We start from the raw sequence: 24,505 nt of genomic DNA, 5'->3' as shown, positions 1-24,505 counted from the left end.
GGGGACGGAGCCGCCGGCGCGTTCTCGACAGGTCTCCCGAGAATTCTGGCCCTCATGCCTTCCGGGAAAGGTGCGCGGCCTCCTCCCGCGAGGCGACGCCGAGCTTCGCGAGCACGGCCGAGACGTGGTGGTCGACGGTGCGGACCGACAGCACGAGGCGCGCGGCGATCTGCGCGTTGGTCAGGCCGTCGGCGAGGAGCGCGAGGATGTCGGCCTGGCGCGGGGTCAGGCCCGCCGGGTGGGCGCGCGTCCCGGCCTGCGGCCCGCGCGGGATGCGGCGCACGCCGAGCGCCTGCAGCCGGCGGCGCGCCAGCCGGGCCGCGGGCGCCGCGCCGAGGTCGTCGAGGATGCGCAGGCCGGCGGTGATCGACTCCTCGTCCCCCGCGTCGACGAGCTCCAGCGCCTGCTCGTAGGACCCGGCGGGCCAGGCCGCGGCGGCTCCTGCATCGCCGGTCAGGGCGAGCGCGTGCCAGGGCCAGAGGTCGGCGACGGGCTCGTCGGGGGCGACGGGCACGCCGGCGCGCAGGCCCTGGCGCAGCAGGTCCCCGCGGGCGCCGGCGAGGCCGGGGCGCCGTGAGCGCTCGAGCAGCGCGCGGACCCGGGCGTGCTCGCGCTCGCCGTCCCCGTCGAGCCACGCCTTCTCCGCGAGCCCGGCCGCGGTGGTCAGCAGGACCGGCAGGCTGTCCGACCGGGTCGCGAGCTCCCACGCCCGGGCGAGGACGGCGTCGGCGTCCGGGTCGCCGCGGCGGGCGAGCAGGCGCCCCAGCGGCGGCAGGGTCTCCCGGGCGAGGATGCCGGCCTCGGGCACGGTGTCGACGAGGCGGCGCAGGCCGGCCTCGGCGGCGTCCCAGCGCCCGTCGTCGACCATGAGCTGCAGCCCGAACGCCTCGAGCGAGTAGCCGTGGGACAGGAAGTCGCCCGAGCGGGCGCTCTCCAGGCCCGCGGCGACCACGGCGGCGACCTCGTCGTCGCGCCCGAGCCGGCGCAGCGCCTTGACCAGGCTCGTCCAACCGCGGGCGGCGTGCTCGCGGTGGCCCGAGGCCCGCGCGGCGTCCAGGCCCTCGCGGACGATGTCCGGTCCGTCGCCGTGGCCGAGGAACGCCCGCCCCAGGCCCCGGTAGACGGTGCCGAGCGCGGTCGGCGGCACCGCCGCGAGCTCGGCGAGGCCCGCCTCCTCCTGGTCGGCGAGCACGTGGAGCACCCCGCGGTGGGTGCGGGCGAGCACGTCCTCGGGAGCCAGGGCGACCGCCTCGTCGAGGGTGGCGACGGCGTCGGCGACGTCACCGCGGATGTAGAGGTGCCGCGACAGCCCGACCAGCGCGCGGACGGTGGCGCCCGGGTCGTCGCCCGCGGTCCGCAGGGCCACGGCGTGACGGGCGGTCGCGACCGCCTCCTCGACGCGGTGGGCGGTGTAGAGCTCCCAGGCGTGCTCCTCGGCGATCGCGGCCTGCTCGGCGGCCGGCAGGCGCTCGGCGTGCGGCGCGAGCTGGGCGTACCAGGCGAGCGACTGCTGGTGGGCGCCCGCCGCGGCGGCGGCGCGGGCGGCGGCCGGGGCGTGGGCGAGGACCGCGTCGACGTCGGCGCAGCGCGCCGCGTGGTGCAGGATGCGCGCCCGGTCCGGCGGGTCGTGCGCGAGCAGCGCGGCGAGGACGGCGCGCTCCAGCCCGAGCCGGCGGATCGGCGGCAGCGCCTGCTCCACGGCCTGGCGGGCGAGCTCGTGGCGGAACGCCACCGCGCCCTGCGCGAGCCCCACGATGCCGCGGCGCTCGGGCGCCTCGACGTCGTCGCGCCAGGTCGGGCGCAGCGCGTCGAGCAGCACGTCGTCCGCGTGCCCGGGGATCACCGCGAGCAGGTCGAGCAGCTCCTGGGAGGGGCGGGGGAGGTCCGCGACCCGGGCGAGGACGGCGTCGCGCACCGACACCGGCAGGCCCTCGCTCTGGGCGGCGAGCAGCTCGGTGACGAGGAACGGGTTGCCCAGCGTCGCCGCGTGGACGCGCAGGCCGGCGGCACCGGCGAGCGTGGTGACCGCGCCGACCGTCAGCGGGCGCAGCGCGGGGCGTCGCGTCGAGGCGGCGGGCAGGCCGCCGAGCAGGCGCTGGAGCTGCGAGCCCGGGTCGACCTCGTCGTCGCGGTAGCTGAGCACGAGCACCGCGGGCAGCCGGGCGACCCGGCGCGCGGCGACGGCGAGGACGTCGAGCGTCGCCTCGTCGGCCCAGTGCACGTCCTCGACGACGAGGACGGTGACCGGGTGGGACAGCTCGGCGAGGACGGCGTCGTGCACCGCGTCGGTGCCGCCCGCGGCGAGCGCGGCGCGCAGGGCGGGGGCGTCGAGCGCGGCGTCGTGGAACGGGCCGAGGGTGCGGGAGGTGACGAGGTCGTCGCAGGCGCCCTCGAGGAGGCGGACATCGCTCAAGGTGTCGGTCCAGGCCCGCAGCACGGTCGTCTTGCCGAGACCGGCCTCGCCGGCGAGCAGCACGGTGCGGCCCTCGCCGCCCCGCGCGTCGGCGAGGGCGGCGTCGAGCGCGGCGAGGACCTCGCCGCGCTCCAGCACCTGCCCCACGAGACCACGGTAGGCGGTGGTCATGGCCGCGCCGCCCGTTCGAGTGGGGTCAGATCGCACAGCATCCGGATCGCCGGACCGAACCGCGTGGACGTCTCGCCGACCGTCCGGAACCCGCAGCGGCCGTAGAACACCGCGGCGCGCGGCTGGGCGACGACCGCGAGCCGGACGGCGCCCTCGTCGCGGGCCCGCTGCGCGGCGTCCGCGACGAGCCGCCCGCCGATGCCGTGGCGCATCCGGGCGGGGCGCACGAAGAGCCCGTCGAGCTCGGCCTCGCCGTCGCGCACCGGCAGCACGGTGGCGAAGCCGGTGACCTCGCCGTCCTGCTCGTGGACGCGGACGCGGTGGGTCCGCACCTCGTCCACGGGCACCTCGATCGCGTCGGGGTGCGCGAGCAGGTCGTCGCGGTGGTCGGGCCAGAGCAGCGAGGCCTCGAGCATGAGGTCCTCCAGCGCGGGCACCTCGTCCTCGCGGGCCCAGCGCAGGCGGCCCGGGTCCGTCCTCATGAGGCGATCGTGCGCGCGCTGTCGAGCAGGTTGAGCGCGAGGGAGAGCCGCCGCCCGAGCCGGCGCAGGTCGTCGAGCCGGGGCGTGCCGGGGCTCGTGGCGTCCGGGCCGGCGTGGTCGAGCTGCCAGTGGGTCGTGAGCACGGCGGCGAGACGGGCGCGCTCGGACCCCAGGGGCGGGACGAGGGACAGGGCGTCGACGACCTCCGCGGCGCCGGCGGCGAGGTCGCGACCGACGGCGCGCCAGTGCAGGCCGCGGGCCACGTCGAGCGCGTCGGCCTGGCTCAGGCGGCGCCACAGGAAGGCGGCGGTGGCGTACTCCCGGATGCGCTCGGTCGCGGCGGCGTCGAGGACGCCGAGGCGCAGGTCGAGCTCGGGGTCGGTGATGGCGTTCACGGCGTTCTCCTCAGGCGGCGAGGGTGGTCGGTGGGTCGAGGGCGCGGAGGGTCTCGACCTCGGGGCGCATCGCCGCGCTGAGCGCGGGCAGCAGCTCGCGCAGCTCGGCGAGGTCCCAGCGGTACGAGGCGATCCGCTCGGTGAGGGCGGCGACGTCGGCGGAGAGCCGGTCGCGGGTGTCCTGGTAGTCGCGCAGGGCGGCGGCACGGGTGCGGCCCGACGAGTCGAGCAGCGCGCGGGCGAGCAGCTCGGCGTCGCGCAGCGCGTCGGTGATCCCGTGCGCGGTCAGCGGGTCCTTGAAGTAGCCGGCGTCGCCGACCAGCGCCCATCCCGGCCCGGAGGCGCGACGGACGTGGCCGGGCACGCCGGGGAAGCCGCGGACGCGCAGCGGGCCAGGACCGGGGTCCAGCTCGGGGACGGCCTCGGCGAGCAGCGCGCGGTGGGCGCCCTCGAGGTCGCCGCGCAGGGCGTCGAAGCGCGCGGTGGGCACGCCGACCCAGACGCAGGCCTCGCCACCGGTGGTCGGGATGACGCCGGCGGTGAGGCCGGGGCGGTAGTGCCAGCGGTAGCGGTCCGGGCTCGCGACGGGCCCGGGGACGTAGGTGTAGAGGACGGCGCTGGACGCGGTGCCGGCGTGCTCGACGGGGGCGTCGACGGCCTCGGCGACCGTGGAGCGCCGCCCGTCGGCCCCGACGACGATCGCGGCGTGCGCGCGGACCGGGGTCCGCGTCCCGCGCTCGACGTACTCGACGCCGATCACGGTGCCGCGCACGTCGCGCAGCACCTCGGTGACCCGGGCGCCGAACACGACCTGCGCGCCGGCCTCCCGGGCCGCGTCGGCGAGGACCGGGTCGAGCACCGTGCGGCGCGGGGCGCGCAGCGGAGTCGTCCCCGGGCGCGCCGCCACCGTGACGACGTCGTCGCCGTAGTGGAACTCGGTGGCGGTGATCGCCGGGGCGCCTGCGGCGATCACGGCGGGCAGCAGCCCCCAGCGGTCGAGCTGGAGCACGGCGCCGCGCATCAGCGCGTGGGTGGACAGGGTGTCGGTGCCGGGCCGGGCGGACTCGAGGACGAGGACGTCCCGGCCGCCGCGGGCCAGCAGCATCGCGGTCGCGGCACCGGCCGCGCGGCCGCCGACGACGATCGCGTCGTACCTGCTCATGGCGTGCCTCCAGGGGTGGGGGCCGCCGGGGGCCGGACGGGTCGCGCCCGGCCCCCGGGCGGAGATCAATCGGTGATGACCTCGACGGACACCGGGACCCCGCGGGTGATGCTGTCGAACACCACCGAGCGGTCGGTGCCGCGCTGGACGACCTCGCGGAGCTTCTCCGGGGTCGCCTCGCCCGCGATGTGGACGGTGATCCGGATCTGTTCGAAGCCGTTGCGGACGCCGTCGTCGAGGCCCATGGCGCCCATGACGTCCAGGTCGCCCTCGAGCGTCGAGGAGACCGCGGTGAGCTTCACCTTGCGGGCGGCGGCCGCGTAGACGAGCGAGGTCGTCACGCAGGCGGCGAGGGCGTGCAGCAGGAACTCGGCCGGGTTGGGGCCGTCGTCCTCACCGATGAGGATGGCCGGCTCGCCGGCGTCGAGGGTGAACGCCTCGGCGCGGGAGGTGTCCTCGCCGCCCGCCGCGTAGAAGTCCTTGATCGTGCTGCGGTTGTGCGAGCCGCCCATCCACTGGTTGCGGGCCCGGAAGCGGAACCGCGCGAGGTCGGGCTGGCCCTTCAGCACGTCGAGCGTGGCGAAGAGGTTGGTGGTGTCCACGCCGTTGCGGACGGTGTGGGTGATCGTCTCGGTCATCGTGTGCTCCCGGTGTCGGTGGTGCCGTGGTTCGGCCTCACCACCGTCGGGCGCGGGCCCCCACCGCGACATCGGCAGCGCATGCCCAAGCCGGGACGGCAGGTGCCCACGTCGGCCCGCCGCGCAGTGATGGGCACGAGATGGGCACTCGGGACGCTCCCGCGCCGCGGCGGGCGGCCCTAGCGTCGAGGCACGAACCGACCCGGACCCAGGAGGCCACGGTGACCACGACCCCCACGACCGACCTCGTCACGCGCCTCATGGACCTCTGGTCGACACCGCTGCCCGACGACGACGCCGCCGCGCTCGCGGCCTTCGGCAGGCTCTACACCGACCCGGTGACGATCAACGGGACGGCGATGACGCTCGCGGACCTGCTGGCCCGCGCCCGCGCCGTCCAGGGCGCCTACGGCGGGCTGGACCGCGAGGTCCTCGAGCAGGTCGAGGCCCCGGGCAAGCTCGTCGTGGCGTTCCGCATGCTCGGCACCCACACCGGCCCGCTGGCGACGCCGCTGGGCACGGTGCCCGCGACCGGCGGGCCCGTCGACGTCCGCGTCATCGACGTCCTCACGCTCACCGACGGCCGGATCAGCGGCATCGTCATGGTGGCCGACGAGCTCACGAACCTGCACCGCCTCGGCGTGCTGGCGCTCGCCGACGGGGTGGGGTGAGGGGCGCACCGTGTTTCCGTCAGGTCGGCACGCGCGGCCGTCCGCCGAGGCGGGGGCGTCGGTCGGGGTCGATCCAGTCGGGTGGTCTGAACGAGGGCCGGCCGTCGACGATCGCGACGGTCCAGTGGCCGTGGTGGAGCAGCTGGTGGTGGAAGCGGCACAGCAGGACCATGTTGTCGATCTCGGTCGGACCGTGGTCGATCCAGTGCCGGATGTGGTGGGCCTGGCAGCGGCGGGGTTTCCGGTCGCAGCCGGGGAAGGCGCACCCGCCGTCGCGCAGGTTCAGGGCCCGGCGGAGGGCGTCGGTGACGGTGCGCTGCAGACGCCCGACGTCGAGGGGCTCGGACCTTGCGCCGAGCACCACCGGGACGACCTCCGCGTCGCAGGCCCAGCGGCGCAGCGTGCCGGGGTGGACGCGGGCCCCGGAGTCGAGCAGCCCGTAGCGGCCCCGCCCGGCCAGGGCCTCGGTGAGCCACCGCTGGTCCAGGGTGATGGTGAGCAGCGCGCGCCCGGGTCGTGCGGCGTGCGCCGTGCGCTCGGAGGGATCGGGGCGCCGCGGCACAGGGATCAGCGCGTTCTCGTCGATCGTGTTGTCGGTCGCGGCGTCGGGCTCCTCGTCCCGGGCGTTGTCGGTGCGTCCCGGGCGGGCGTCGGTGGCGATGCCGTGCGGGCTGCGCGCGTCCTCGATGACGTCCTTGAGCCCGTCGGCGCGGCGGCGCTTCAGCGCCCGGGCGTCGCTGGGACCGGCTGGGCCGGACACCGCGTCGATGGTCTCGAGGAACGCCTCGCCGTCGACCGGGTCGCCGATCCGGCCTCGGTAGAGCACCGAGCCGTCCTTGCGCCGGACGATCAGCAGCTCGTCGTCGCGCGCGGCGTCGTCCTCGGGGGGCTCTTCGCCGTCGGGGTCGAGGTGGGCCAGCAGCCGGTCCGCGGCCGCCTGCAGCCCTCTGGGGCCCAGCAGCGTCGCGTCGTGGGCGAGGGTGCTCTCGGCCTGTTCCCACGTCGCGACCGGTAGGCCCTCGACCCGGTCGAGGCGGGCCATGGTCTTGCGGATGATCGCGATGTGGGCCTCGCCGATCGTCCCGGCGGCGGCCGCCGCCGCGGTGGCCGGCAGCCGCGCCGGGAGCTGCTCGCCCGGGATCGAGGTGCGCACGCACAGGTCGGCGGCCTCACCGACCAGCCGCTTGGCCTCGGCGACCCCGACCCGCCACGTCTCCTGCAGCAGCCGGCTCGTCGAGCGGTCCCCCGACTTCTCCGCGACCCCCAGCGCCTCGAGCTCGGCGACCTGCTCGAGGCGGGCGAACGCCTCGCGGCGCCGGGCGATCTCGCCGAGGCGGGCGCGCTCGAGCGCCTCCCGCTCGACCACCCCCAGCGGTTCGCTCACGTGTTCGAGTGTACCAAGGTCGCGACATCGGCGACACCCGCGTCATGCCGATGCTGCACCCCCGGCAGGACGGCCCCCTCAGGCCAGCTCCAGCCGCGCGGCGTCCCGTCGTGACGCCCGGCTTCGCGAGCACGGCCGAGACTGGTGGTCCACCGTCCGTGCGGAGAGCCAGCTCGCCGGCGATCTCAGCGTTGGTCCGCCCGTCGGCGATCAGGCGCAGGGTGTCGAGCCGGCGGTTGGTGAGCCCGGCCGGGTTGGTGCGCGTCGAGCTGCCAGCGCACCCGAGCCGCGGGCCGGCGCCGCGCCGAGGTCGTGGAGGAGCTCGAGGGTGCGGCGCAGGAAGCGCGTCCCCCACGGCGTCGATGGTGACGCGCAACCCGCGCCAGGGGTAGTCGGTCGGTCCGCCGCACCCGCCGCGATGTGGGCAGCCCACGGCGCGATCTGGGCAGCTCGTCCCCTCGGCGTGCGGCGGTGTCCCTCCTAGCGTCGTCGGGGTCCGGCCGACGACGAGAGGGGCCCGCGATGCCCGACCCGACCGACGGAGCGCCCCGGGTGGGGCAGCGCGCGAGCCGCTCGCGGGAGATCACGCGCCGCGACATCGAGCTCTTCACCGCGATCTCCGGCGACCGCAACCCCCTGCACTACGACGAGGCGTTCGCTGCGGCGACGCGGTTCGGCGGCATCGTCGTCCAGGGCGGTGTCACCACCGCGGTGCTCAACGCCGTGGTCGCCGAGGACCTGCCCGGCCCCGGCAGCGTCTTCCTGCAGCTGGACCTGCGCTTCCTCGCCCCGGTCCGGCCCGGCGACGTGATCACCGGGTCGGTCGAGGTGACGTCCGCGCGCATCGACAAGCCGATCACCGAGCTCGCCGTGCGGGTGACGCGCGACGACACCGTCGTCGCCGTCGAGGGCACGGCGGTCTGCTGGACGGCGCGCCCTCAGCCCACCGCCGCGCCCGCCCGCGACGGCACGACGATCTCGTCGGCGACCCAGCGCGCCACGCCTGCGGGCCACGGCGCCGGCAGCCCCAGCACGACGTGACCGAACCCGGCGTCGACCGCCTCGGCGACCGCCGCGCGGACGGCGCCGGGGTCGTCGTAGGAGACCGGCAGGTGGATCGAGCGCGTGATCTCGGCGGGGTCGCGGCCGATCTCGGCGCAGTAGCGGTCGAGGCGGGCGCTGCGCTCGACGCAGTCGGCGAGGTCGCCGCCGGGGATGTTCCAGATGTCGGCGTGCCGGGCGACGACGCGCAGGGTCTTCGCGGCGCGGCCGCCGATGAGGATCGGCGGGTGCGGGCGCTGGACGGGCTTGGGGTTGCCGAAGGCCCCGGTGAGCTGCACGTACTCGCCGGCGACGTCGAACGGCGCGTCCTCGGTCCAGAGCCGCCGGATCACCGTGCAGGCCTCGTCGAGCGCGGCCACCGAGTCGCCGAAGTCGTGGTAGGGCAGGCCGTGCGCGTCGTACTCGCGGCGCGCCCAGGGGATGCTCGGCCGCGAGCCCGCGCCGATGCCGAAGTCGAGGCGCCCGCGGGACACGAGGTCGACCGTCGTCGCGATCTTGGCCAGTACGGCGGGCGGGCGGAACCGGTTGCTGGTGACGAGCAGCCCGAGGCGCAGGCGCTCGGTCTGGGCGGCGAGGGCGGCGAGGAGCGTCCAGCCCTCGAGGATCGGTCCCTCGGGGTCGGCGCCCCCGATCGGCTTGAGGTGGTCGAACAGCCACGCGTGGTCGATCTCGTCGACCGTGTCGGCCTCGCGCCAGACGCGCAGCACGTCGTCGTAGGTGACCTGCTGGGGTGCTGTCGCGATGCCGAAGCTCGTCGTCATGGCGTCCTCCTCGCTCGTCCGCCTATCCTTCGGAGGCGGAACCGTGTTCCGCTCTCAACGTAGCGGAACAACGTTCCGTTTGCTACCGAGGGGACGCATGGCGGAGAAGAGGCGTGCCGACGCGCGGCGCAACGAGGGCGCGCTGCTCGACGCGGCCGCGGCGGTCTTCGTCACCGCGGGCGTCGAGGCGCCCGTGCGCGACATCGCCGCGAAGGCCGGCGTCGGCGTGGGCACGGTCTACCGCCACTTCCCGACGCGCGCCGACCTCGTCGTCGCCGTCTACCGCCACCAGGTCGAGGCGTGCGCGGTGGCCGGCGAGCAGGCGCTCGACCTGCCCGGCAGCCCGTCCGCGGCGCTGCGGAGCTGGATCGACCTGTTCGTCGACTTCCTCGTCACCAAGCACGGGCTGGCCGGCGCGCTGCAGTCCGACGGCCCGCAGTTCGAGACGCTGCACGCGTACTTCCTCGACCGCCTCGTGCCGGTGTGCACGGACCTGCTCGACGCCGCCGTCGCCGCGGGCGAGGTCCGCGACGACGTGGCCGCCCTCGAGCTGATGCGCAGCGTCGGCAACCTGTGCGCGGGCCCGTCCGACGACCGCTACGACGCCCGCCGCATGGTCGCGGTGCTGCTCGACGGGCTGGCCGTGGGCTAGCTGGTCGGGTCCTGCCGCTCGGACTCCGGCTCGCCCTCGGTCTCCGTGCCGACGTCCGGGATCGCCGGGCCGAGCAGGTCGTCGGCGTCGACGATGCGGTAGGCGTAGCCCTGCTCGGCGAGGAAGCGCTGGCGGTGGGCCGCGTACTCCGCGTCCACCGAGTCGCGCGCGACCACGGAGTAGAAGTGCGCCTGGCGCCCGTCGCCCTTGGGGCGCAGCAGCCGGCCGAGGCGCTGGGCCTCCTCCTGGCGCGACCCGAACGTCCCCGACACCTGGATCGCGACCGAGGCCTCGGGCAGGTCGATCGAGAAGTTCGCGACCTTCGACACGACCAGCACCGGGATCTCCCCGCGCCGGAACTGGTCGAACAGGACCTCGCGCTCCTTGTTCTTCGTGGAGCCCTGGATGACCGGGGCGTCGAGCGCGACGCCGAGCTCGTCGAGCTGATCGAGGTAGGCGCCGATGACCAGCGCCGGCTCGCCCTCGTGGCGGGCGAGGATGCTCTTGACCACCGGGATCTTGGTCTTCGCGCAGGCGCAGAGCCGGTACCGCTCCTCGGCCTCGGCGGTGGCGTAGATGATCCGCTCGTTGTCGGTCATCGTGACGCGGACCTCGACGCAGTCGGCGGGCGCGACCCAGCCCTGGGCCTCGATGTCGCGCCACGGGGCGTCGTAGCGCTTCGGCCCGATGAGCGAGAAGACGTCGCCCTCGCGGCCGTCCTCGCGCACGAGCGTGGCGGTGAGGCCGAGCCGGCGCCGGGACTGCAGGTCCGAGGTCATGCGGAACACCGGCGCGGGCAGCAGGTGGACCTCGTCGTAGATGATCAGGCCCCAGTCGCGGGTGTCGAACAGCTCGAGCGCCCGGAACTCACCCTTCGTCTTGCGCGTCATCACCTGGTAGGTCGCGATGGTGACCGGGCGGATCTCCTTGCGCTCGCCCGAGTACTCGCCGATCTCGTCCTCGGTGAGCGAGGTGCGCGCCACGAGCTCGCGCTTCCACTGGCGCCCGGCGACGGTGTTGGTGACGAGGATCAGCGTGGTCGCGCCCGCCTTCGCCATCGCGGCGGCGCCGACCAGCGTCTTGCCCGCGCCGCAGGGCAGCACGACGACGCCGGACCCGCCGTGCCAGAAGCCCTCGACGGCGTCGGCCTGGTAGTCGCGCAGCTCCCAGTCGGACTGGTCGAGCTCGATGGGGTGCGCCTCGCCGTCGACGTAGCCCGCGAGGTCCTCGGCGGGCCAGCCGACCTTGAGCAGCGCCTGCTTGAGCCGACCGCGCTCCGACGGGTGCACCGCGACGGTGTCGTCGTCGATGCGGTCGCCGAGCATCGGGCTGATCTTCTTGTTGCGCAGGACCTCCTCGAGCACGGCGCGGTCGTTCGAGAGCATGACCAGGCCGTGCACGGGGGAGTTCGTCAGCTGCAGCCGCCCGTAGCGGCCCATGGTGTCGACGACGTCGACGAGCAGGGCCTGCGGGACGGCGTAGCGGGAGTACTGGACCAGCGCGTCGACCACCTGCTCGGCGTCGTGGCCGGCGGCGCGGGCGTTCCACAGCGCGAGCGGCGTCACCCGGTAGGTGTGGACGTGCTCGGGGGCGCGCTCGAGCTCGGCGAACGGCGCGATCGCCTGACGAGCGGCGGGCGCCGCCTCGTGGTCGACCTCGAGCAGCAGGGTCTTGTCGGACTGGACGATGAGCGGTCCGTTGCCGGGCTGACTCAACCTCTCGACCTCCAGGCACGTCGGTGGGCGGTGCGTCCCATCCTCCTCCGGGGGACCGACACGCCGTCGGGCGGAGCGGGAACACCGTCCGGGGCAGCGCACGAGGCGGGCCGGACATTCCCCGTCACCGGGCGGCTACAGTGGGCCCGCTCGACCCCGCCCTCGAGGAGTGACACCGCCCGATGGGCTCACGGCGCCGCGCACGCGGCCGTCGGGGCTCGCCCGCAGCAGGGAACCCGTCCCGGGAACCCCGCGCCGACCGCTCTGGACGCCTGACCACACTGATGCGCCCGCTCGCCCTGCTCCCCGATCGTCGTACCGACGTGTCTCCGCGAGGCCGCACGGTGTCACCCACGTGCCACTCCACGAACCGGACGGCCGCGACCATAGCCCATCCCCGGTCACCGAGCGTCGACCAGGGAGCCCGTCGGCGCGGGGCGGTGCCGGCTGAAGTCCGACCGACCGGCGGAACCGGGAGGACCCGTCCGTGACCACTCCTGAGCGAGCCCCCGAGCGAACGCCCGTGCGGTACGGCGAGGCACCCGACGGCCGGCCCGGTCCGGACGACCGCCACGGCGGCGACTGGACCGAGCGGCTGGCCCTGCGCAACTGGAGCCTGCCGGTCAAGCTGACCGCGGTCCTGCTGGTCCCGACGATCTTCGTGCTGACCCTCGGCGTGCTGCGCATCGTCGAGCAGACGCAGGAGGCGGCGTCCTACGACAGCGTCCAGCAGGCCGTGGCGCTGGAGAGCAGCACGTCGCGCGTGCTCGGCGACCTCGCCGACGAGCGGTCGGCGGCCGCGGTCTACGTCGCGGCCAACCGCGTCGGCGGCTCCGGGCCCGTCGAGCAGCGCATCGAGGCGACCCGCGACGCGACGTCCGAGCTGCGCCGCTCCGCCGGCGCGGCCGACTCGCTCGACCAGCAGACGATCACGGCGTTCGACCAGGCCGACGACGAGATCGACCAGCTCGACCGGCTGCGCGACGACGTCATCGACGGCCGCGTCGACGCCGCCGGCGCGATCGCGCGCTACACCGAGACCATCGACACCCTCGAGGTGTTCGACCGCTCGCTGTCCCGCGAGGCCGTGGACCCGAGCGTCGCCGGGCTCTCCGCCGGGCTCTACTCGCTCTCGGTGGTGCGCGAGGAGGACGCCTACGTCCAGGCCGTCGTCGCCGCCGGGATCGCCGCGGGCCGCATCGACGCGCCCTCGATCGACCAGGCGCGCAACGCCACCCTGCGCCGCTCGATCGCCGTCGACGACTTCCGCTCGGCGATCGGCACCGACAACGCCGCGCTCGCCGACGCCGTCGTCGGCCCGGACGTCGACAACCGCGACCTGCTGGCCCAGGTCGTGCTCGGCCGCGGCGCGGCGGGCCTGCCGCTGCAGGTGGCGGGGCCGGACTGGGAGCGCGCGTCGGCCGCCGTCGAGGACCGCGACGCCGCGACCGCCGAGCAGCTGCGCGGCCAGCTCCAGGAGCAGGCGGGCGCGCTGCAGGCCGCCGCGCGCAACGGCGCCGGCATCGCCTCGGTGATCCTGCTGCTGGCGCTGATGGCCGGCGCGGCGGTGGTCTTCTTCGTCACCCGCTCGCTGCTGCGGCCGCTGCGCCTGCTGCGGCGCACCGCCCTCGACGTCGCCGAGCGGCGCCTGCCGCAGGCGGTCAAGAGCCTGCGCGAGGGCGAGACGCCCGACACCACGATCGTCCCGACGCCGATCAACACGCGCGAGGAGATCGGGCAGGTCGCCCGCGCGTTCGACCAGGTGCACGAGCAGGCGGTGCGCCTGGCCGCCGAGCAGGCCGGCCTGCGCTCGGCGTTCAACTCGATCTTCGTCAACCTGTCCCGGCGCTCGCAGGCGCTGGTCGAGCGCCAGCTGCGGCTCATCGAGCAGCTGGAGAACTCCGAGGAGGACCCGGAGGCGCTCTCCAACCTCTTCCAGCTCGACCACCTCGCGACGCGCATGCGCCGCAACTCCGAGAACCTGCTGGTGCTCTCGGGCACCGACATCTCGCGGCGCGGCAGCAGGCCGGTGCCGCTGGTCGACGTCCTGCGCGCCGGCGCCTCGGAGGTGGAGCAGTACCAGCGCATCGACCTGGCGCCGCTGCCGCAGGCCCAGCTGCTCGGCCGCACCGCGAGCGACGTCGTGCACCTCGTGGCCGAGCTCCTCGAGAACGCGACGACCTTCTCCGCGCCCGACACCCGCGTGCGCGTGCAGGCGACGCAGAACGGCGACGGCTCGGTGCTCGTCGAGATCGTCGACTCGGGCGTCGGCATGAGCGAGGACGACCTGCACGAGGCCAACGTGCGCCTCGACTCGCCCCCGACGGTCGACGTGTCGGCGTCCCGGCGCATGGGCCTGTTCGTGGTCGGTCGCCTGGCGACCCGCCACGGCATCACCGTCGAGCTGCGCAACCGCGACGAGGGCGGCGTCACCGCGACGGCGCTCATCCCGGCGTCCGCGGTGCTCGCGGGCTCGGCCGAGGGGCAGCAGGCGCTCGGGGCCGGGTCGGCGCCGCGGCGTCCCGAGGCCCCGGGGGCGGTGCCCGAGCAGGCGCGCAACGGGGCCGCCAACGGGGCGGCGAACGGCGGCCTGCCCCAGCGGGAGCGCCGCGCGGTCGGCGCGCCCGGCTCCTTCTTCGCGCCCGGCGGTGACCCCGAGCAGGGGCGCCCGCCGGCCCCCGACGGTGGGTCCGAGCGGCGGCCGCTGCTGCCGCGCCGCGGCCCGTCGAACGGCGTCCCGGGCACCAACGGCCACGGCAGCAACGGGCACGCCGGGCCGGCCCTCCCCGGCCGCCCCGGGGGACCGGCCGGGCCTGGTGGGCCCGGCGGACCTGGTGGACCTGGTGGACCCGGTGGGCCGACGGGTCCCGGGCGCGGTCCCGGGTCGCCCGGCGAGCGGGACGTCCCGGCGGCCGAGGGTGCCGACGAGCCCGCGACCGCGCTCGCGGGGCCGCCGGCGGACACCGACGACGAGCGCGTGGCCGAGGTCGAGGAACAGGCGCCCGAGCAGGGCCGCCACGGCTTCGTCGGCGGTGCCGCCGTCGCGGGGGGTGCCGCCGCGCTGATCGGGGCGGCCGCCGCCCGCCGGCGCAGCCGCCGTCCCGAGGAGCCCGAGCCCGCCGACGACGCCCACGACGAGGACGACGAGCACGACGAGTCCGTCGACGACGGCGAGGACCTGTCGTGGCGGCGGGAGGACGCCGAGGCCGAGGAGGGGGCCGAGGACGCCGTCGAGGCGCCCGAGGTCCCCGCCGCCGACGCCCCGCAGCAGGGCCAGCAGCAGGGCCAGCAGCAGGGCCCGCCGCAGGGTGGGCCGCACGGCCCGCTCCCGGGGCTCCCCGGCCAGCCCGGCGGCCCCGGTGGCCCCGGCGCGCCGACCGGCCCCGGTGGCTTCGGCGGTGGCGGCGGTGCGCCGACCCCCGGCGCGCCCGGCCAGCCCCGCGGGCCCGTGTGGGGTCCGCCGCCCGCCGGTCCCGGTGGCCCGGGTGGTCCCGGCGCGCCCGGTCAGGTCCCGCCGCCCGGATGGCGCGGTGCCCCGCCCGGACGCGGCCCGGCCGGTCCTTACGGGCCGCCCCCGCCCGGCGGCCCGCCGCGCCAGCCCGTCGCCGGCCCGCCGATGTGGAACGGCGCGCCCGTCGTGCCACCGCCCGGCCCAGGCGCCGCCGAGGAGCCGGCCGACGAGGTCGAGGACGTCGAGGCCGCGGAGGCGGTCGAGGCGCCGGTCGAGGACACCGTCGAGCCGGCCGCCGACGAGGCCGACGAGGCCCCCGAGCAGGCCCCGGAGCAGGCTTCCGAGCAGACCCCCGAGGCGCTGCCGAACCGGCGGGGCATGCTCCCGCTGCGCCCGCGCGTGGTGCGCCCGCAGGCGCGCCCGGCGTGGCAGGAGGGCTCGCCGGAGGCCGCGGCGTCGGCGCCGCCCGCTCCCGGGGCCCCGGAGGAGGAGCCCGCCGAGCCGGTGGCGAGCGCGCCGGACGAGGCGCCCGACGAGGCCCCCGAGCAGTCCCCGGACGAGCCGCGCGGGATGCGGCCGTCGGGTCGCCGCCTGCCGCCGACCGGGGCGGCGTTCTCCCCGGGGATGGCGCCGCGGCTGCGTCCGCGCCGGACCTCTGGCGAGCAGGGCGAGACGCCGGACGTCATCGGCGCGCCCGAGACGCCGGTAGACGCCCCCGAGCCGGTCGGTCAGGACGCGGCGGCCCCCGCCGAGCCCCAGACGCCCGCCGAGCCGCAGACCCCGCCCGAGCCGCAGGCCCCGCCCCTGCCCCAGCGGCCGGCCGCCGGCCCGCAGGCGCCCGGTGCGCTGCCGAGGCGCGGCGCGCCGCAGGGTCCCGGACCGGGTCCGGCCGCTCCGCTCGTGCCCGCAGGTGCCGCCCCGTCCGCGGGCGGTCCGCCGGACCGTCTCTTCGAGCCGGCCCCGACGACCGAGGGCAACGGGCACACCCGCAACGGCGGCGGCGGTGTCGGCGCGCCCCCGCGGGCGGTGCCGGAACGCCTGCCCACCCGGGCGGGACGCCCGCAGCGGGAGCGCACGCCGATCTACGACGAGGTCGCGTCCGCGTGGTTCCGCGAGGCGCCGCCGGCGGCGGGTCCGGACGAGGCCGAGTGGGCGTCGACGTCGGGTGACGAGGGCTGGCGCGCCGCCGCGGCGACCGCCGACGCCCTCGACGCCGGCGTCGGTGGGGACGGCACCACGGAGGCGGGCCTGCCGAAGCGCAGGCCGCGGGCCCAGCTCGTGCCGGGCGCCGCGCGCCCGGGCGACGGGCCGGCGCCGGCGGGGCCCGCGGTGCCGCGGCGCAGCGCCGACGCGATCCGTGGCCGTCTCGCGAGCTACCAGCAGGGCGTGGCCGACGGGCGGTCCACCCGCCGTGGCCGGCCGGGGGAGACCGAGGGCGAGCAGCAGGACGCTCGTCCCGGGGATGAGGAGGAGCAGTGACCGGAGCCCAGTCGCAGCCGAGCCGCTTCGGCTGGTTGGTCTCGAACTTCGCCGAGCGGGTGCCGGGGGTGGCGCACGCGGTCGTGGTGTCGGCCGACGGGCTGCTGCTCACGGCGTCGAACCGCCTGCCGCGCGACCGTGCCGACCAGCTGGCCGCCGTCGCGTCCGGCCTGATCAGCCTCACGCAGGGCGCCGCGCGCTGCTTCGAGGCCGGCGAGGTCGTGCAGACGGTGGTGGAGATGGAGCGGGGCATCGTCCTGCTCATGTCGATCAGCGACGGTTCGTGCCTCGCGACGCTCGCCGCCCCGAACTGCGACATCGGGCTGGTCGGCTACGAGATGACCCTGCTGGTCGATCGGGTCGGTCAGCTCCTGACCCCCGAGCTCCGGGCCGAGCTCCAGGGGTCGGCAGTGCGATGACGTCACAAGGGGGTGACGACCGGTGAGCGATGAACCCGGCGAGTCCTTCGCCGACGTCCTCAACGGGATCAGCGGGGGAGCGAAGCCACGCGGCGAACGCCGCGGGCTCTTCCGTCGACGCCGCGGCGCCGAGGAGCCTGCCGCCACCCCGGCGCAGGACGAGGTCGGCCCGCCGAGCGACGGCACCGTCGCCCCCGACGGCTACCTGTACGGCGAGGGCGTGCCCGACGGTGCGCACGCCCTGGCGCCCGGGGAGCCGCAGACCGCTCCCTACGGCGTCCCGCAGCCCGGCCCGCCGCGGCACGAGCTCCCCGAGCCCGAGCCGCCCGCCGAACGTGCCGACGACGTCGCGATCGTGCGCCCCTACGCCTGGACCGGCGGGCGGACCCGCCCGGTCTACGACCTCGCCGTCGAGACCCTGGTCTCCGTCGGCTCCGCGGGACGCGACCCGTCGCGCATCCCCCAGTACGAGCACCGTGCCGTGGCCGAACTGTGCACCGAGCCCCGGTCCGTCGCGGAGGTGGCGGCGATGCTGAAGCTGCCCCTCGGCGTGGCCAGGGTCGTCATCGGCGACATGGCGTCGCAGGGCACCGTCGTGGTGCACCAGACCGCCTCGACCTCGGGCGACGTCCCGGACATGGCGTTGATGGAAAGGGTGTTGAGTGGACTACGACGGCTCTGACGCAGCGGTCGCCGAACCGGTCCCGACCACCACCTCAGCCAAGATCGTCGTGGCCGGGGGGTTCGGGGTCGGGAAGACCACGTTCGTGGGCTCGGTCTCCGAGATCGACCCGCTGACGACCGAGGCCGTGATGACCGACGCCAGCGCCGGCGTCGACGACCTCTCCGCGGTGCCGAACAAGCGCACCACCACGGTGGCCATGGACTTCGGCCGCGTCTCGCTCGACTCCGACCTGATCCTCTACCTGTTCGGCACGCCCGGGCAGGACCGGTTCTGGTTCATGTGGGACGACCTCGTGCGCGGCGCCATCGGCGCGGTCGTGCTCGCGGACACCCGGCGGCTCGCCGACTGCTTCGCCGCGGTCGACTTCTTCGAGGACCGGCGCCTGCCCTACGTGCTCGGCGTCAACACCTTCGACGGCATCCTGCGCCACGAGCTCGAGGACGTCCGCGAGGCGCTGGCGATCGACCCGGCGGTGCCGATCCTGACCGTCGACGCCCGCGACCGGGAGTCGACGAAGCAGGCGCTCATCGCGCTCGTCGAACACGCGATGCAGGTCTGGGCGGTCGGCGCCCGGGCCTGACCGCGCCCCGCCCGGACGAACGAACGGCGCTTTCGCTGCTTCGCTAGCAGCGAGAGCGCCGTTCGTTTCTCGGGGTGCGGCGCACACGGGTGCTTGCCGGCCTCCGGACGGCGGTACGTGTGCTCCGGTGCCCGTCGCCTGCGGAGATCACGGGAGACGTCATGCACCTCCTACGCGCCGGCGGGTGCACCACGTCGCTCGTGATCTTGCAGAACCCCGCGCCTCTGGTGATCAACGGGGACTTCGGAGGCCTAGAAAGCAGCGAGATACCCGTTCGCTGCACCAGAGGGTGCTCAGCGGTCGGCGAGCACGCTCACCGAGGTGATCCGGTGCAGCGCGAAGGACAGGGCGGCGCCGCCGACCGTGGCGCCGTTGGTCTCGCCGTCGTCCTCGACACCCTCGAGCACGCCGCCGCCGACGCGCAGCGGGCGCACGACGCGCTGGGACGCGGTGCCGTGCGCGTCGACGTAGCCGATCCACACGCTGCGCCCGGTGCGGGCGGCCTCGGCGAGGACGGCGACGGTGGCCGAGGTCGCCGTGCGGCCCTGGCCCGCGGCGGTCGCGCGGCCCCGGGAGGCGGTGGCGGCGCGGTCGCCGGCGCGCATCTGGGCGACGAGCGCGGTGATCTGGTCCTCGGAGAGGCTCGGCGTGGTGCCGACGGCGCGCTCCGGGCGCTTCGCGGGCGTGCGGCGGCCGCGGGGACGCAGGTCCAGCACGCCGCCGACCTCGTCCTCGGCGACCGGTGACAGGCCCGCGGCGCGCAGGGCCTCGAGCACGTCGACCAGCGGCTGGGTGCTGATCAGCACGGTCGGCGCGATCCGGCGCAGCTCGAGGCGCTCGGCCTCCGGGTGCACCATCACCTCGGCGATGAGGGCCTCGTCCTCCGAGCGCAGGAACGACGCCGCCGCCCCGCCGCGCAGGCGCCCGTGGCGGCGGGCGACGTCGTCGACGAGGTACGTCAGGCCCTGGGGCACCGGGGTGGCCGAGCGGGTCGCGAAGAGCTCGTGCAGGTCGGCGGCGGTCTGCCCGAGGTCCAGCGCGCGGCGCACCGAGGCCTCGCTGATCCGGTAGACCGACGCTGCCCCCGAGGACTCGACGTCCGCGACGCGGTCGAGCGCGGCGGCCAGCTCCGGCTCGAGGCGCCCGGGGGCGACGGCGGTGAGGTCGGCCTGCAGGAGCACGTGGTCGACGGGGTCGGGCAGCGCCCGGCGCAGCGCCGCGGCGGCGGCCGCGTCCGGGTCGTCGCCGGGCCCGCGCACCGGGACGAGCAGCTCGCGCGTCGCCGAGGTGATCGCGTCGTGGGCGACGAGCCCCAGCGTCGTCGCCTCGCGCAGCACCGTGCGGATCATCTCGTCGCGCGCGCGCCCGCCCTTGCGCGGCGCGCGCCAGGCCAGGGAGGCAACGAGGTCGTCGGCGCTGGGCGGGCCCTCGCCGTCGTCGAACTCGCGCAGCCGGTCGAGCACCCGGCGCCGCAGCGCGGGGGCCCAGGGCCGGCGGGCCTCGTCGGAGAGCGGGCCGATGAGCTTGTCGCCGACGTCGCGCGCCCCGACCAGCGACGGCGCGCGCGGCGTGTCGAGCCAGCCCCGGGCGAGCATCACCCAGCGCACGTCGGGGCCCGCGGCGAGCCAGCGGTCGACGGTGACGGTGGGCGTCCACGTCGGGTCGGCGCCCTCGGAGACGGCGACCAGCCCGGCCCCGGCGAGCACCTCGACGAGCAGGGCCGCGTCCACCTCGGTGAGCCCCAGCTCGCGGGCGACGCGGCGCAGGTCGCGCACCCCGAGCCCGCCGGAGCGCAGGACGGCGGGCGGGTGGTCCGACCACGACGTCAGCACCGACTCCGCGCGCCGGACGACCTCGAGGATCTCCCCGGCCGCGGCGGCGTCGACGTCGGCGGGCGCATGGACGCGCGGGGGCGGCATGGGGTCCGTGAGCGCGACGTCGCCGAGCGGGCGGTCGCCGCGCACGCCGAGGGCGGCCTCGCGGGTGAGCTCGACGGTCTCGTGGTCGACGCGGTGCAGCAGGCCGGCGGCGAGCAACCGGCCGACCGGGCCGTCGTCGGCGCCCTGGGCCCGGCTGCGGCCGACCGGTCCGTCGGCGGAGAGCGCCTCGACGACGGCGCGCTCGTCGGCGGGCAGGGCGTCGACGACGGCGGCGTAGTCGTCGGCGGTGGCGATCGCGGAGAACTCCGGCGCCGGGCGCCCGAGGCCCCCGGGGTAGCGCACCGACACGTCGCGCAGCGCCGGCACCGCCCGCAGCGTGGCCGTCTCGGCGGGGTCGGCGGTGGGGAGGTCCGGCGTCAGCGTGGAGCCGTCCGGCCAGCACAGGGCCCGGCTCTCGAGGTCGGCGAGGGCGGCCCGGCCCGCCGCGGCGCGGTCGGCGCCGAGCAGCGCGAGCACGTCGCCGACGGCCACCGGCGCCTCGTCGGCGCGCACCACGAGCAGCGCGTCGACCACCTGCAGGGTGAACGCGTCGAGGTCCTCGCAGGCGCGCCCGACCGACATCCGCACGCTCGCGCGGGTGGCCACGACCCCGGTGTCGGCGGGGGCGGGGAGGGCGAGGTCCGGGCGGGCACGCAGCAGCGCGCCCAGGGTGTCGTCGTCCTGGGCGCGCAGGTGGTCGAGGAGGGTCCGGCCGGACATCGCACACCACGGTAGTCGGGCTCCGGCGCGCACACCCCCGAGGTGCGGCAGACTGGGGATCCGCCGACCCGGGAGGACAGGGAGAGATGGCCGACCACGCGACCGGACCGCAGGACGACACCCCGCCGCGCCAGGACCCCTGGTGGCCCGAGGTCGACGGGGGCCACCCGATCACGGAGCTGATGGCGCCCACCCAGGGCTCGCCGTCGCCGTTCGGCGAGACCGAGTTCCCCCTGCCGGCCGACCAGCTCGGCTACGAGCACCCGGTCACCGAGATCAACCGCTGACCACCCACACGCAGGTCGCCGGTCTCCTGCTCGCCGCGGGCGGGGGCCGGCGGATGGGCCGCCCGAAGGCCGCCGTCGAGCTCGACGGCGAGCCGCTGGTGCGCCGTGGCGCCCGGGCGCTGGTGACCGCCGGTCTCGCGCCCGTCGTCGTCGTGCTCGGCGCCGGGCTCCCCGGCACCGCGGACCTGCTCGACGAGGGCACGACGTGGGTGCCCGCGCCGGGCTGGGACACCGAGGGCCAGGCCGCCTCGCTGCGCGCCGGGCTGGCGGCCCTCGAGGCGACCGACGCCGTCGCGGCCCTCGTCGCCCTCGTCGACACCCCGGGCATCGGCCCCGACGCGCTCGCCCGGGTCGCCGCCCACGCCCAGGGTCCCGAGGTCCTCGCGCGCGGCACCGTCGACGGCCGGGCGGGGCACCCCGTGCTGCTCGGACGGGCGCACTGGAAGGCTGTGCGCGCGGCGGCCACGGGGGACGCCGGCGCGCGGGGCTTCCTGCGCGGCCGGGACGACGTGGCGGCCGTGGAGATCGGGGACGTCGCGGTCGAGGACGACCTCGACACACCCGAGGACCTGCAGCGCTGGACCGCACGTGAGGAGACACCACGGTGACCGTCCCCGGACCCGGTTACGCGATCACGGCCCGCGTCGAGGCGCCGGCGAGCGCGACCGCGGCGGGTGACCTCGCCGTCGCCGTCGGGCGCGTCGGCGGCGTCATGACGGCGTTCGACGTCGTCGAGTCGCGCACCGACTCGATCATCATCGACATCAGCTGCAACGCCCTGTCCGAGGAGCACGCGGAGCAGATCACCGACGCGCTCGACGGTCTCGACGGCGTGCGGGTCCGCAACGTCTCCGACCGCACCTTCCTCGTCCACCTCGGCGGCAAGATCGAGGTCACCGCGAAGGTCGGTCTCCGGACCCGCGAGGACCTCTCGCGCGCCTACACGCCCGGTGTCGCCCGGGTCTGCCAGGCCATCGCCCGCCGTCCCGAGGACGCCCGCAGCCTGACGATCAAGCGCAACACGGTCGCCGTGGTCACCGACGGCTCCGCGGTGCTCGGGCTCGGCAACCTGGGCGCGGCCGCGGCGATGCCGGTGATGGAGGGCAAGGCGGCCCTGTTCAAGCGGTTCGCGGGCGTCGACGCCTGGCCGGTGTGCCTGGACACCCAGGACACCGAGGAGATCATCCGCACGGTCGAGGTCCTCGCCCCGGCCTACGGGGGGATCAACCTCGAGGACATCGCCGCGCCGGCCTGCTTCGAGATCGAGGAGCGCCTGCGCGACAAGCTCGACATCCCGGTCTTCCACGACGACCAGCACGGCACCGCCGTCGTCGTCCTCGGCGCCCTGCGCAACGCGCTGCGCGTCGTCGGCAAGGAGATGAACGACTGCCGGATCGTGGTCTGCGGGGTCGGCGCGGCCGGGTCGGCGATCATCCGGCTGCTGCTGCCCCTGGCGCCCGCCGACCTCGTCGCGGTCGACGTCGACGGGATCATCCATCCCGAGCGCCCCGGCCTGCACCCGAGCCTGGAATGGGTCGCCGAGCAGACCAACCGCGAGCGCCGCACCGGGACGCTGCGCGACGCGATGCCCGGGGCCGACGTGTTCATCGGGGTCTCGGCGCCGAACCTGCTCCACGAGTCGGACGTCGCCGCGATGGCGGACGACGCCGTCGTGTTCGCGCTGGCCAACCCGGACCCGGAGATCGACCCGTCGCTCGCCCAGCGGCACGCCGCGGTCGTCGCCACCGGCCGGTCGGACTACCCGAACCAGATCAACAACGTCCTGGCGTTCCCCGGCATCTTCCGCGGGCTCCTCGACGCGCAGGCGCGGGCCATCACCGACGACATGTTGCTGGCCGCGTCCGCCGCGATCGGGGACGTGGTCGCCGAGCCCAACCCGCTGTTCATCGTGCCCAGCGTCTTCGACAGCACCGTCGCGCCCGCGGTGGCCGGCGCGGTCCGCAAGACCGTCGAGCGCGCCCGCGAGCACGGCACGGGAAGCGTCGACGTCGGCGCCGCCCTGGCCCTCGGCGAGGAGACGGCGAAGGCGGTGGAGGGCGCGGATGACTGAGAACAGCGGCCTGACCCACGTCGACGCCACCGGCGCCGCGCGCATGGTCGACGTCGGCGACAAGGAGGTCACGCGCCGCACGGCGACCGCCACCGGCGTCGTGCACACGACCGCCGAGGTCACCGCCGCCCTGCGCGACGACGCCGTGCCCAAGGGCGACGCGCTGGGCGTCGCGCGCGTCGCGGGCATCATGGGCGCCAAGCGCACGCCGGACCTCGTCCCGCTGTGCCACCCGATCCCGCTGGCCGGCGTCACGGTCGACCTCGAGGTCGGCGACGACCACGTCACCATCACCGCCACCGCCCGCAGCGCCGACCGCACGGGCGTCGAGATGGAGGCGCTGACCGCGGTCACCGTGGCCGGGCTGACGCTGCACGACATGATCAAGGCGCTCGACCCGGCGGCGACGCTGGACGCGGTGCGCCTCGAGCGCAAGGAAGGGGGACGCTCCGGTGTCTGGACCCGCCCCGCAGGCCGGTGACCCCACGCGGCGCGCCCGCGTCGTCACCGCCTCCAACCGCGCCTCGTCGGGCGTCTACACCGACCGCGGCGGCCCGATCATCGTCGAGTGGCTGCGCGGTCAGGGCTTCACGACGCCCGACCCCGTGGTCGTCCCGGACGGCGAACCGGTGGCCGCGGCGCTGCGCGAGGCCGTCGCCGACGGCGCCCACGTCGTCGTCACCACCGGCGGCACCGGCATCTCGCCCACGGACGCGACGCCGGAGGCGACCCGGGCGGTCCTCGACTACGAGGTCCCCGGCCTCGCCGACGCGGTCCGCCGCGCGGGCGCCGACAAGGTCCCGACGTCGGTGCTCTCACGTGGCGTGGCCGGGGTCGCCAAGCGCACCCTGGTGGTGAACCTGCCCGGCTCCCCGGGCGGGGTGCGCGACGGCCTGGCCGTGCTCGAGCCGGTGCTGGCCCACGCCGTCGACCAGATCCTGGGAGGGGACCACACATGACCGCGCGCGTCCTGCGGGCGACCGTCACCGAGGAGCCGCTCGACGTCTCCGAGCACGCCGCGCTGGTCGACGACGCCGCCGCCGGCGCGGTCGTCACCTTCGCGGGCGTCGTCCGCGACCACGACCACGGCCGCTCGGTGACCGCCCTGGACTACGAGGGCCACCCGAGCGCCGCGACCGTCGTGGAGAAGGTGGCCGCGGAGGTCGCCGCGCAGTTCGCCGGCGTGCGGGCGCTCGCCGTCACCCATCGCGTCGGGCCCCTCGGGATCGGTGACGTGGCGCTGGCGTGCGCCGTGGCCGCCGAGCACCGCCGCGAGGCGTTCGACGCCTGCAGCGAGCTCGTCGACGCCGTGAAGCGCGAGCTGCCGGTGTGGAAGCGCCAGGAGTTCACCGACGGCACCGAGGAATGGGTCAACTGCCCCTGACCCG

20 protein-coding genes and 1 pseudogene are annotated in these 24,505 nt (G+C 76.4%); 12 read left to right on the top strand and 9 right to left on the bottom strand.

Annotated features, from left to right (window positions below):
• Positions 1 to 52 precede the first annotated feature (52 nt).
• The 5 genes from EV188_RS08520 to EV188_RS08500 form a co-directional block, all read right to left on the bottom strand.
• A complete protein-coding gene (locus EV188_RS08520; protein ID WP_166659787.1) occupies positions 53 to 2,560 on the bottom strand; it encodes an AAA family ATPase in 2,508 nt (835 codons plus the stop codon).
• A 20-nt stretch (positions 2,561 to 2,580) separates the two neighbouring features.
• Positions 2,581 to 3,066, bottom strand: a complete 486-nt coding sequence (locus EV188_RS08515; protein ID WP_133825812.1) for a GNAT family N-acetyltransferase — start codon at positions 3,064 to 3,066, stop codon at positions 2,581 to 2,583.
• Positions 3,063 to 3,461 (bottom strand): hypothetical protein, encoded by a 399-nt coding sequence (locus EV188_RS08510; RefSeq protein ID WP_133825811.1) that lies wholly within the window; start codon positions 3,459 to 3,461, stop codon positions 3,063 to 3,065. Before EV188_RS08510 ends, EV188_RS08515 begins: the two co-directional genes overlap by 4 nt.
• A gap of 10 nt (positions 3,462 to 3,471) precedes the next feature.
• Entirely contained in the window at positions 3,472 to 4,623 is a 1,152-nt protein-coding gene (locus tag EV188_RS08505) for an NAD(P)/FAD-dependent oxidoreductase (RefSeq protein WP_133825810.1), read from the bottom strand.
• Positions 4,624 to 4,688: 65 nt separating this feature from the next.
• On the bottom strand, positions 4,689 to 5,261 hold the full coding sequence (locus EV188_RS08500) for an OsmC family protein (protein ID WP_133825809.1): 573 nt from the start codon (positions 5,259 to 5,261) through the stop codon (positions 4,689 to 4,691).
• 221 nt (positions 5,262 to 5,482) lie between these two features.
• Here EV188_RS08500 and EV188_RS08495 point away from each other — a divergent pair, with 221 nt between their 5' ends.
• Positions 5,483 to 5,932: an ester cyclase gene (locus EV188_RS08495; protein WP_208114073.1), complete on the top strand. Its 450-nt coding sequence runs from the start codon at positions 5,483 to 5,485 to the stop codon at positions 5,930 to 5,932.
• A gap of 19 nt (positions 5,933 to 5,951) precedes the next feature.
• Here EV188_RS08495 and EV188_RS08490 read toward each other — a convergent pair whose 3' ends face one another.
• Positions 5,952 to 7,316, bottom strand: coding sequence for an HNH endonuclease signature motif containing protein (locus EV188_RS08490; RefSeq protein ID WP_133825807.1), 1,365 nt, complete (start codon positions 7,314 to 7,316; stop codon positions 5,952 to 5,954).
• A gap of 522 nt (positions 7,317 to 7,838) precedes the next feature.
• On the opposite strand from EV188_RS08490, the gene EV188_RS08480 reads away from it, so the two are divergent.
• Positions 7,839 to 8,357, top strand: a complete 519-nt coding sequence (locus EV188_RS08480; RefSeq protein ID WP_133825806.1) for a MaoC family dehydratase — start codon at positions 7,839 to 7,841, stop codon at positions 8,355 to 8,357.
• Here EV188_RS08480 and EV188_RS08475 read toward each other — a convergent pair.
• Positions 8,255 to 9,139 carry an LLM class flavin-dependent oxidoreductase gene (locus EV188_RS08475; RefSeq protein WP_133825805.1) on the bottom strand — a complete coding sequence of 295 codons (885 nt, stop codon included), beginning with the start codon at positions 9,137 to 9,139 and terminating at the stop codon, positions 8,255 to 8,257. The two genes, EV188_RS08480 and EV188_RS08475, sit on opposite strands and share 103 nt — an antisense overlap.
• A gap of 97 nt (positions 9,140 to 9,236) precedes the next feature.
• Between EV188_RS08475 and EV188_RS08470 the strand changes: the two genes are divergently transcribed.
• Positions 9,237 to 9,791: a TetR/AcrR family transcriptional regulator gene (locus tag EV188_RS08470; protein WP_133825804.1), complete on the top strand. Its 555-nt coding sequence runs from the start codon at positions 9,237 to 9,239 to the stop codon at positions 9,789 to 9,791.
• Here EV188_RS08470 and EV188_RS08465 read toward each other — a convergent pair.
• Positions 9,788 to 11,506 (bottom strand): DNA repair helicase XPB, encoded by a 1,719-nt coding sequence (locus tag EV188_RS08465; protein WP_133825803.1) that lies wholly within the window; start codon positions 11,504 to 11,506, stop codon positions 9,788 to 9,790. The genes EV188_RS08470 and EV188_RS08465 overlap by 4 nt on opposite strands.
• Positions 11,507 to 11,993: 487 nt before the next feature.
• Here EV188_RS08465 and EV188_RS32215 point away from each other — a divergent pair, with 487 nt between their 5' ends.
• Genes EV188_RS32215 through EV188_RS08445 form a run of 4 tightly spaced genes read left to right on the top strand, consistent with a single transcriptional unit; the run spans position 11,994 to position 18,120 of the window.
• The gene (locus EV188_RS32215) at positions 11,994 to 16,436 is read left to right on the top strand and encodes a sensor histidine kinase (protein ID WP_133825802.1); all 4,443 of its coding nucleotides are present in this window, start codon (positions 11,994 to 11,996) and stop codon (positions 16,434 to 16,436) included.
• Entirely contained in the window at positions 16,433 to 16,855 is a 423-nt protein-coding gene (locus EV188_RS08455) for a roadblock/LC7 domain-containing protein (protein WP_133825801.1), read from the top strand. The genes EV188_RS32215 and EV188_RS08455 overlap by 4 nt, the downstream gene beginning before the upstream one ends.
• A gap of 22 nt (positions 16,856 to 16,877) precedes the next feature.
• The gene (locus tag EV188_RS08450) at positions 16,878 to 17,537 is read left to right on the top strand and encodes a DUF742 domain-containing protein (protein ID WP_243741560.1); all 660 of its coding nucleotides are present in this window, start codon (positions 16,878 to 16,880) and stop codon (positions 17,535 to 17,537) included.
• Positions 17,518 to 18,120: a GTP-binding protein gene (locus tag EV188_RS08445; protein ID WP_133825800.1), complete on the top strand. Its 603-nt coding sequence runs from the start codon at positions 17,518 to 17,520 to the stop codon at positions 18,118 to 18,120. Before EV188_RS08450 ends, EV188_RS08445 begins: the two co-directional genes overlap by 20 nt.
• 293 nt (positions 18,121 to 18,413) lie before the next feature.
• Here the strand turns inward: EV188_RS08445 and EV188_RS08440 are convergent, their stop codons facing one another.
• Positions 18,414 to 20,759 carry a helicase-associated domain-containing protein gene (locus EV188_RS08440; RefSeq protein WP_133825799.1) on the bottom strand — a complete coding sequence of 782 codons (2,346 nt, stop codon included), beginning with the start codon at positions 20,757 to 20,759 and terminating at the stop codon, positions 18,414 to 18,416.
• Positions 20,760 to 20,845: 86 nt separating this feature from the next.
• Between EV188_RS08440 and EV188_RS08435 the strand changes: the two genes are divergently transcribed.
• The 5 genes and pseudogenes from EV188_RS08435 (at position 20,846) to EV188_RS32940 (ending at position 24,501) form a co-directional block, all read left to right on the top strand.
• Entirely contained in the window at positions 20,846 to 21,046 is a 201-nt protein-coding gene (locus tag EV188_RS08435; protein ID WP_133825798.1) for a hypothetical protein, read from the top strand.
• A 53-nt stretch (positions 21,047 to 21,099) separates the two neighbouring features.
• Positions 21,100 to 21,654, top strand: coding sequence for a nucleotidyltransferase family protein (locus EV188_RS08430; protein WP_133825797.1), 555 nt, complete (start codon positions 21,100 to 21,102; stop codon positions 21,652 to 21,654).
• Positions 21,651 to 23,117: an NAD-dependent malic enzyme gene (locus tag EV188_RS08425; RefSeq protein ID WP_133825796.1), complete on the top strand. Its 1,467-nt coding sequence runs from the start codon at positions 21,651 to 21,653 to the stop codon at positions 23,115 to 23,117. The genes EV188_RS08430 and EV188_RS08425 overlap by 4 nt, the downstream gene beginning before the upstream one ends.
• Positions 23,110 to 23,598 (top strand): cyclic pyranopterin monophosphate synthase MoaC, encoded by a 489-nt coding sequence (moaC, locus tag EV188_RS08420; RefSeq protein WP_133825795.1) that lies wholly within the window; start codon positions 23,110 to 23,112, stop codon positions 23,596 to 23,598. Before EV188_RS08425 ends, moaC begins: the two co-directional genes overlap by 8 nt.
• A pseudogene (locus EV188_RS32940) lies at positions 23,570 to 24,501 on the top strand (molybdenum cofactor biosynthesis protein MoaE). The gene moaC and the pseudogene EV188_RS32940 overlap by 29 nt, the downstream one beginning before the upstream one ends.
• Positions 24,502 to 24,505: the final 4 nt, after the last annotated feature.

It is taken from the genome of Actinomycetospora succinea (assembly GCF_004363095.1).
GTDB classification, from domain to species: domain Bacteria; phylum Actinomycetota; class Actinomycetes; order Mycobacteriales; family Pseudonocardiaceae; genus Actinomycetospora; species Actinomycetospora succinea.
Note: the sequence above shows the minus strand (reverse complement) of the source record. Positions and strands in the feature narration are given on the sequence as shown.

Coding starts and splice junctions, on each gene's coding strand:
- EV188_RS08515 (WP_133825812.1), bottom strand. CDS start 3,066: ATGAGGACGGACCCGGGCCGCCTGCGCTGGGCCCGCGAGGACGAGGTG.
- EV188_RS08505 (WP_133825810.1), bottom strand. CDS start 4,623: ATGAGCAGGTACGACGCGATCGTCGTCGGCGGCCGCGCGGCCGGTGCC.
- EV188_RS08500 (WP_133825809.1), bottom strand. CDS start 5,261: ATGACCGAGACGATCACCCACACCGTCCGCAACGGCGTGGACACCACC.
- EV188_RS08480 (WP_133825806.1), top strand. CDS start 7,839: ATGCCCGACCCGACCGACGGAGCGCCCCGGGTGGGGCAGCGCGCGAGC.
- EV188_RS08475 (WP_133825805.1), bottom strand. CDS start 9,139: ATGACGACGAGCTTCGGCATCGCGACAGCACCCCAGCAGGTCACCTAC.
- EV188_RS08470 (WP_133825804.1), top strand. CDS start 9,237: ATGGCGGAGAAGAGGCGTGCCGACGCGCGGCGCAACGAGGGCGCGCTG.
- EV188_RS08440 (WP_133825799.1), bottom strand. CDS start 20,759: ATGTCCGGCCGGACCCTCCTCGACCACCTGCGCGCCCAGGACGACGAC.
- EV188_RS08435 (WP_133825798.1), top strand. CDS start 20,846: ATGGCCGACCACGCGACCGGACCGCAGGACGACACCCCGCCGCGCCAG.
- EV188_RS08430 (WP_133825797.1), top strand. CDS start 21,100: ATGGGCCGCCCGAAGGCCGCCGTCGAGCTCGACGGCGAGCCGCTGGTG.
- moaC (WP_133825795.1), top strand. CDS start 23,110: ATGACTGAGAACAGCGGCCTGACCCACGTCGACGCCACCGGCGCCGCG.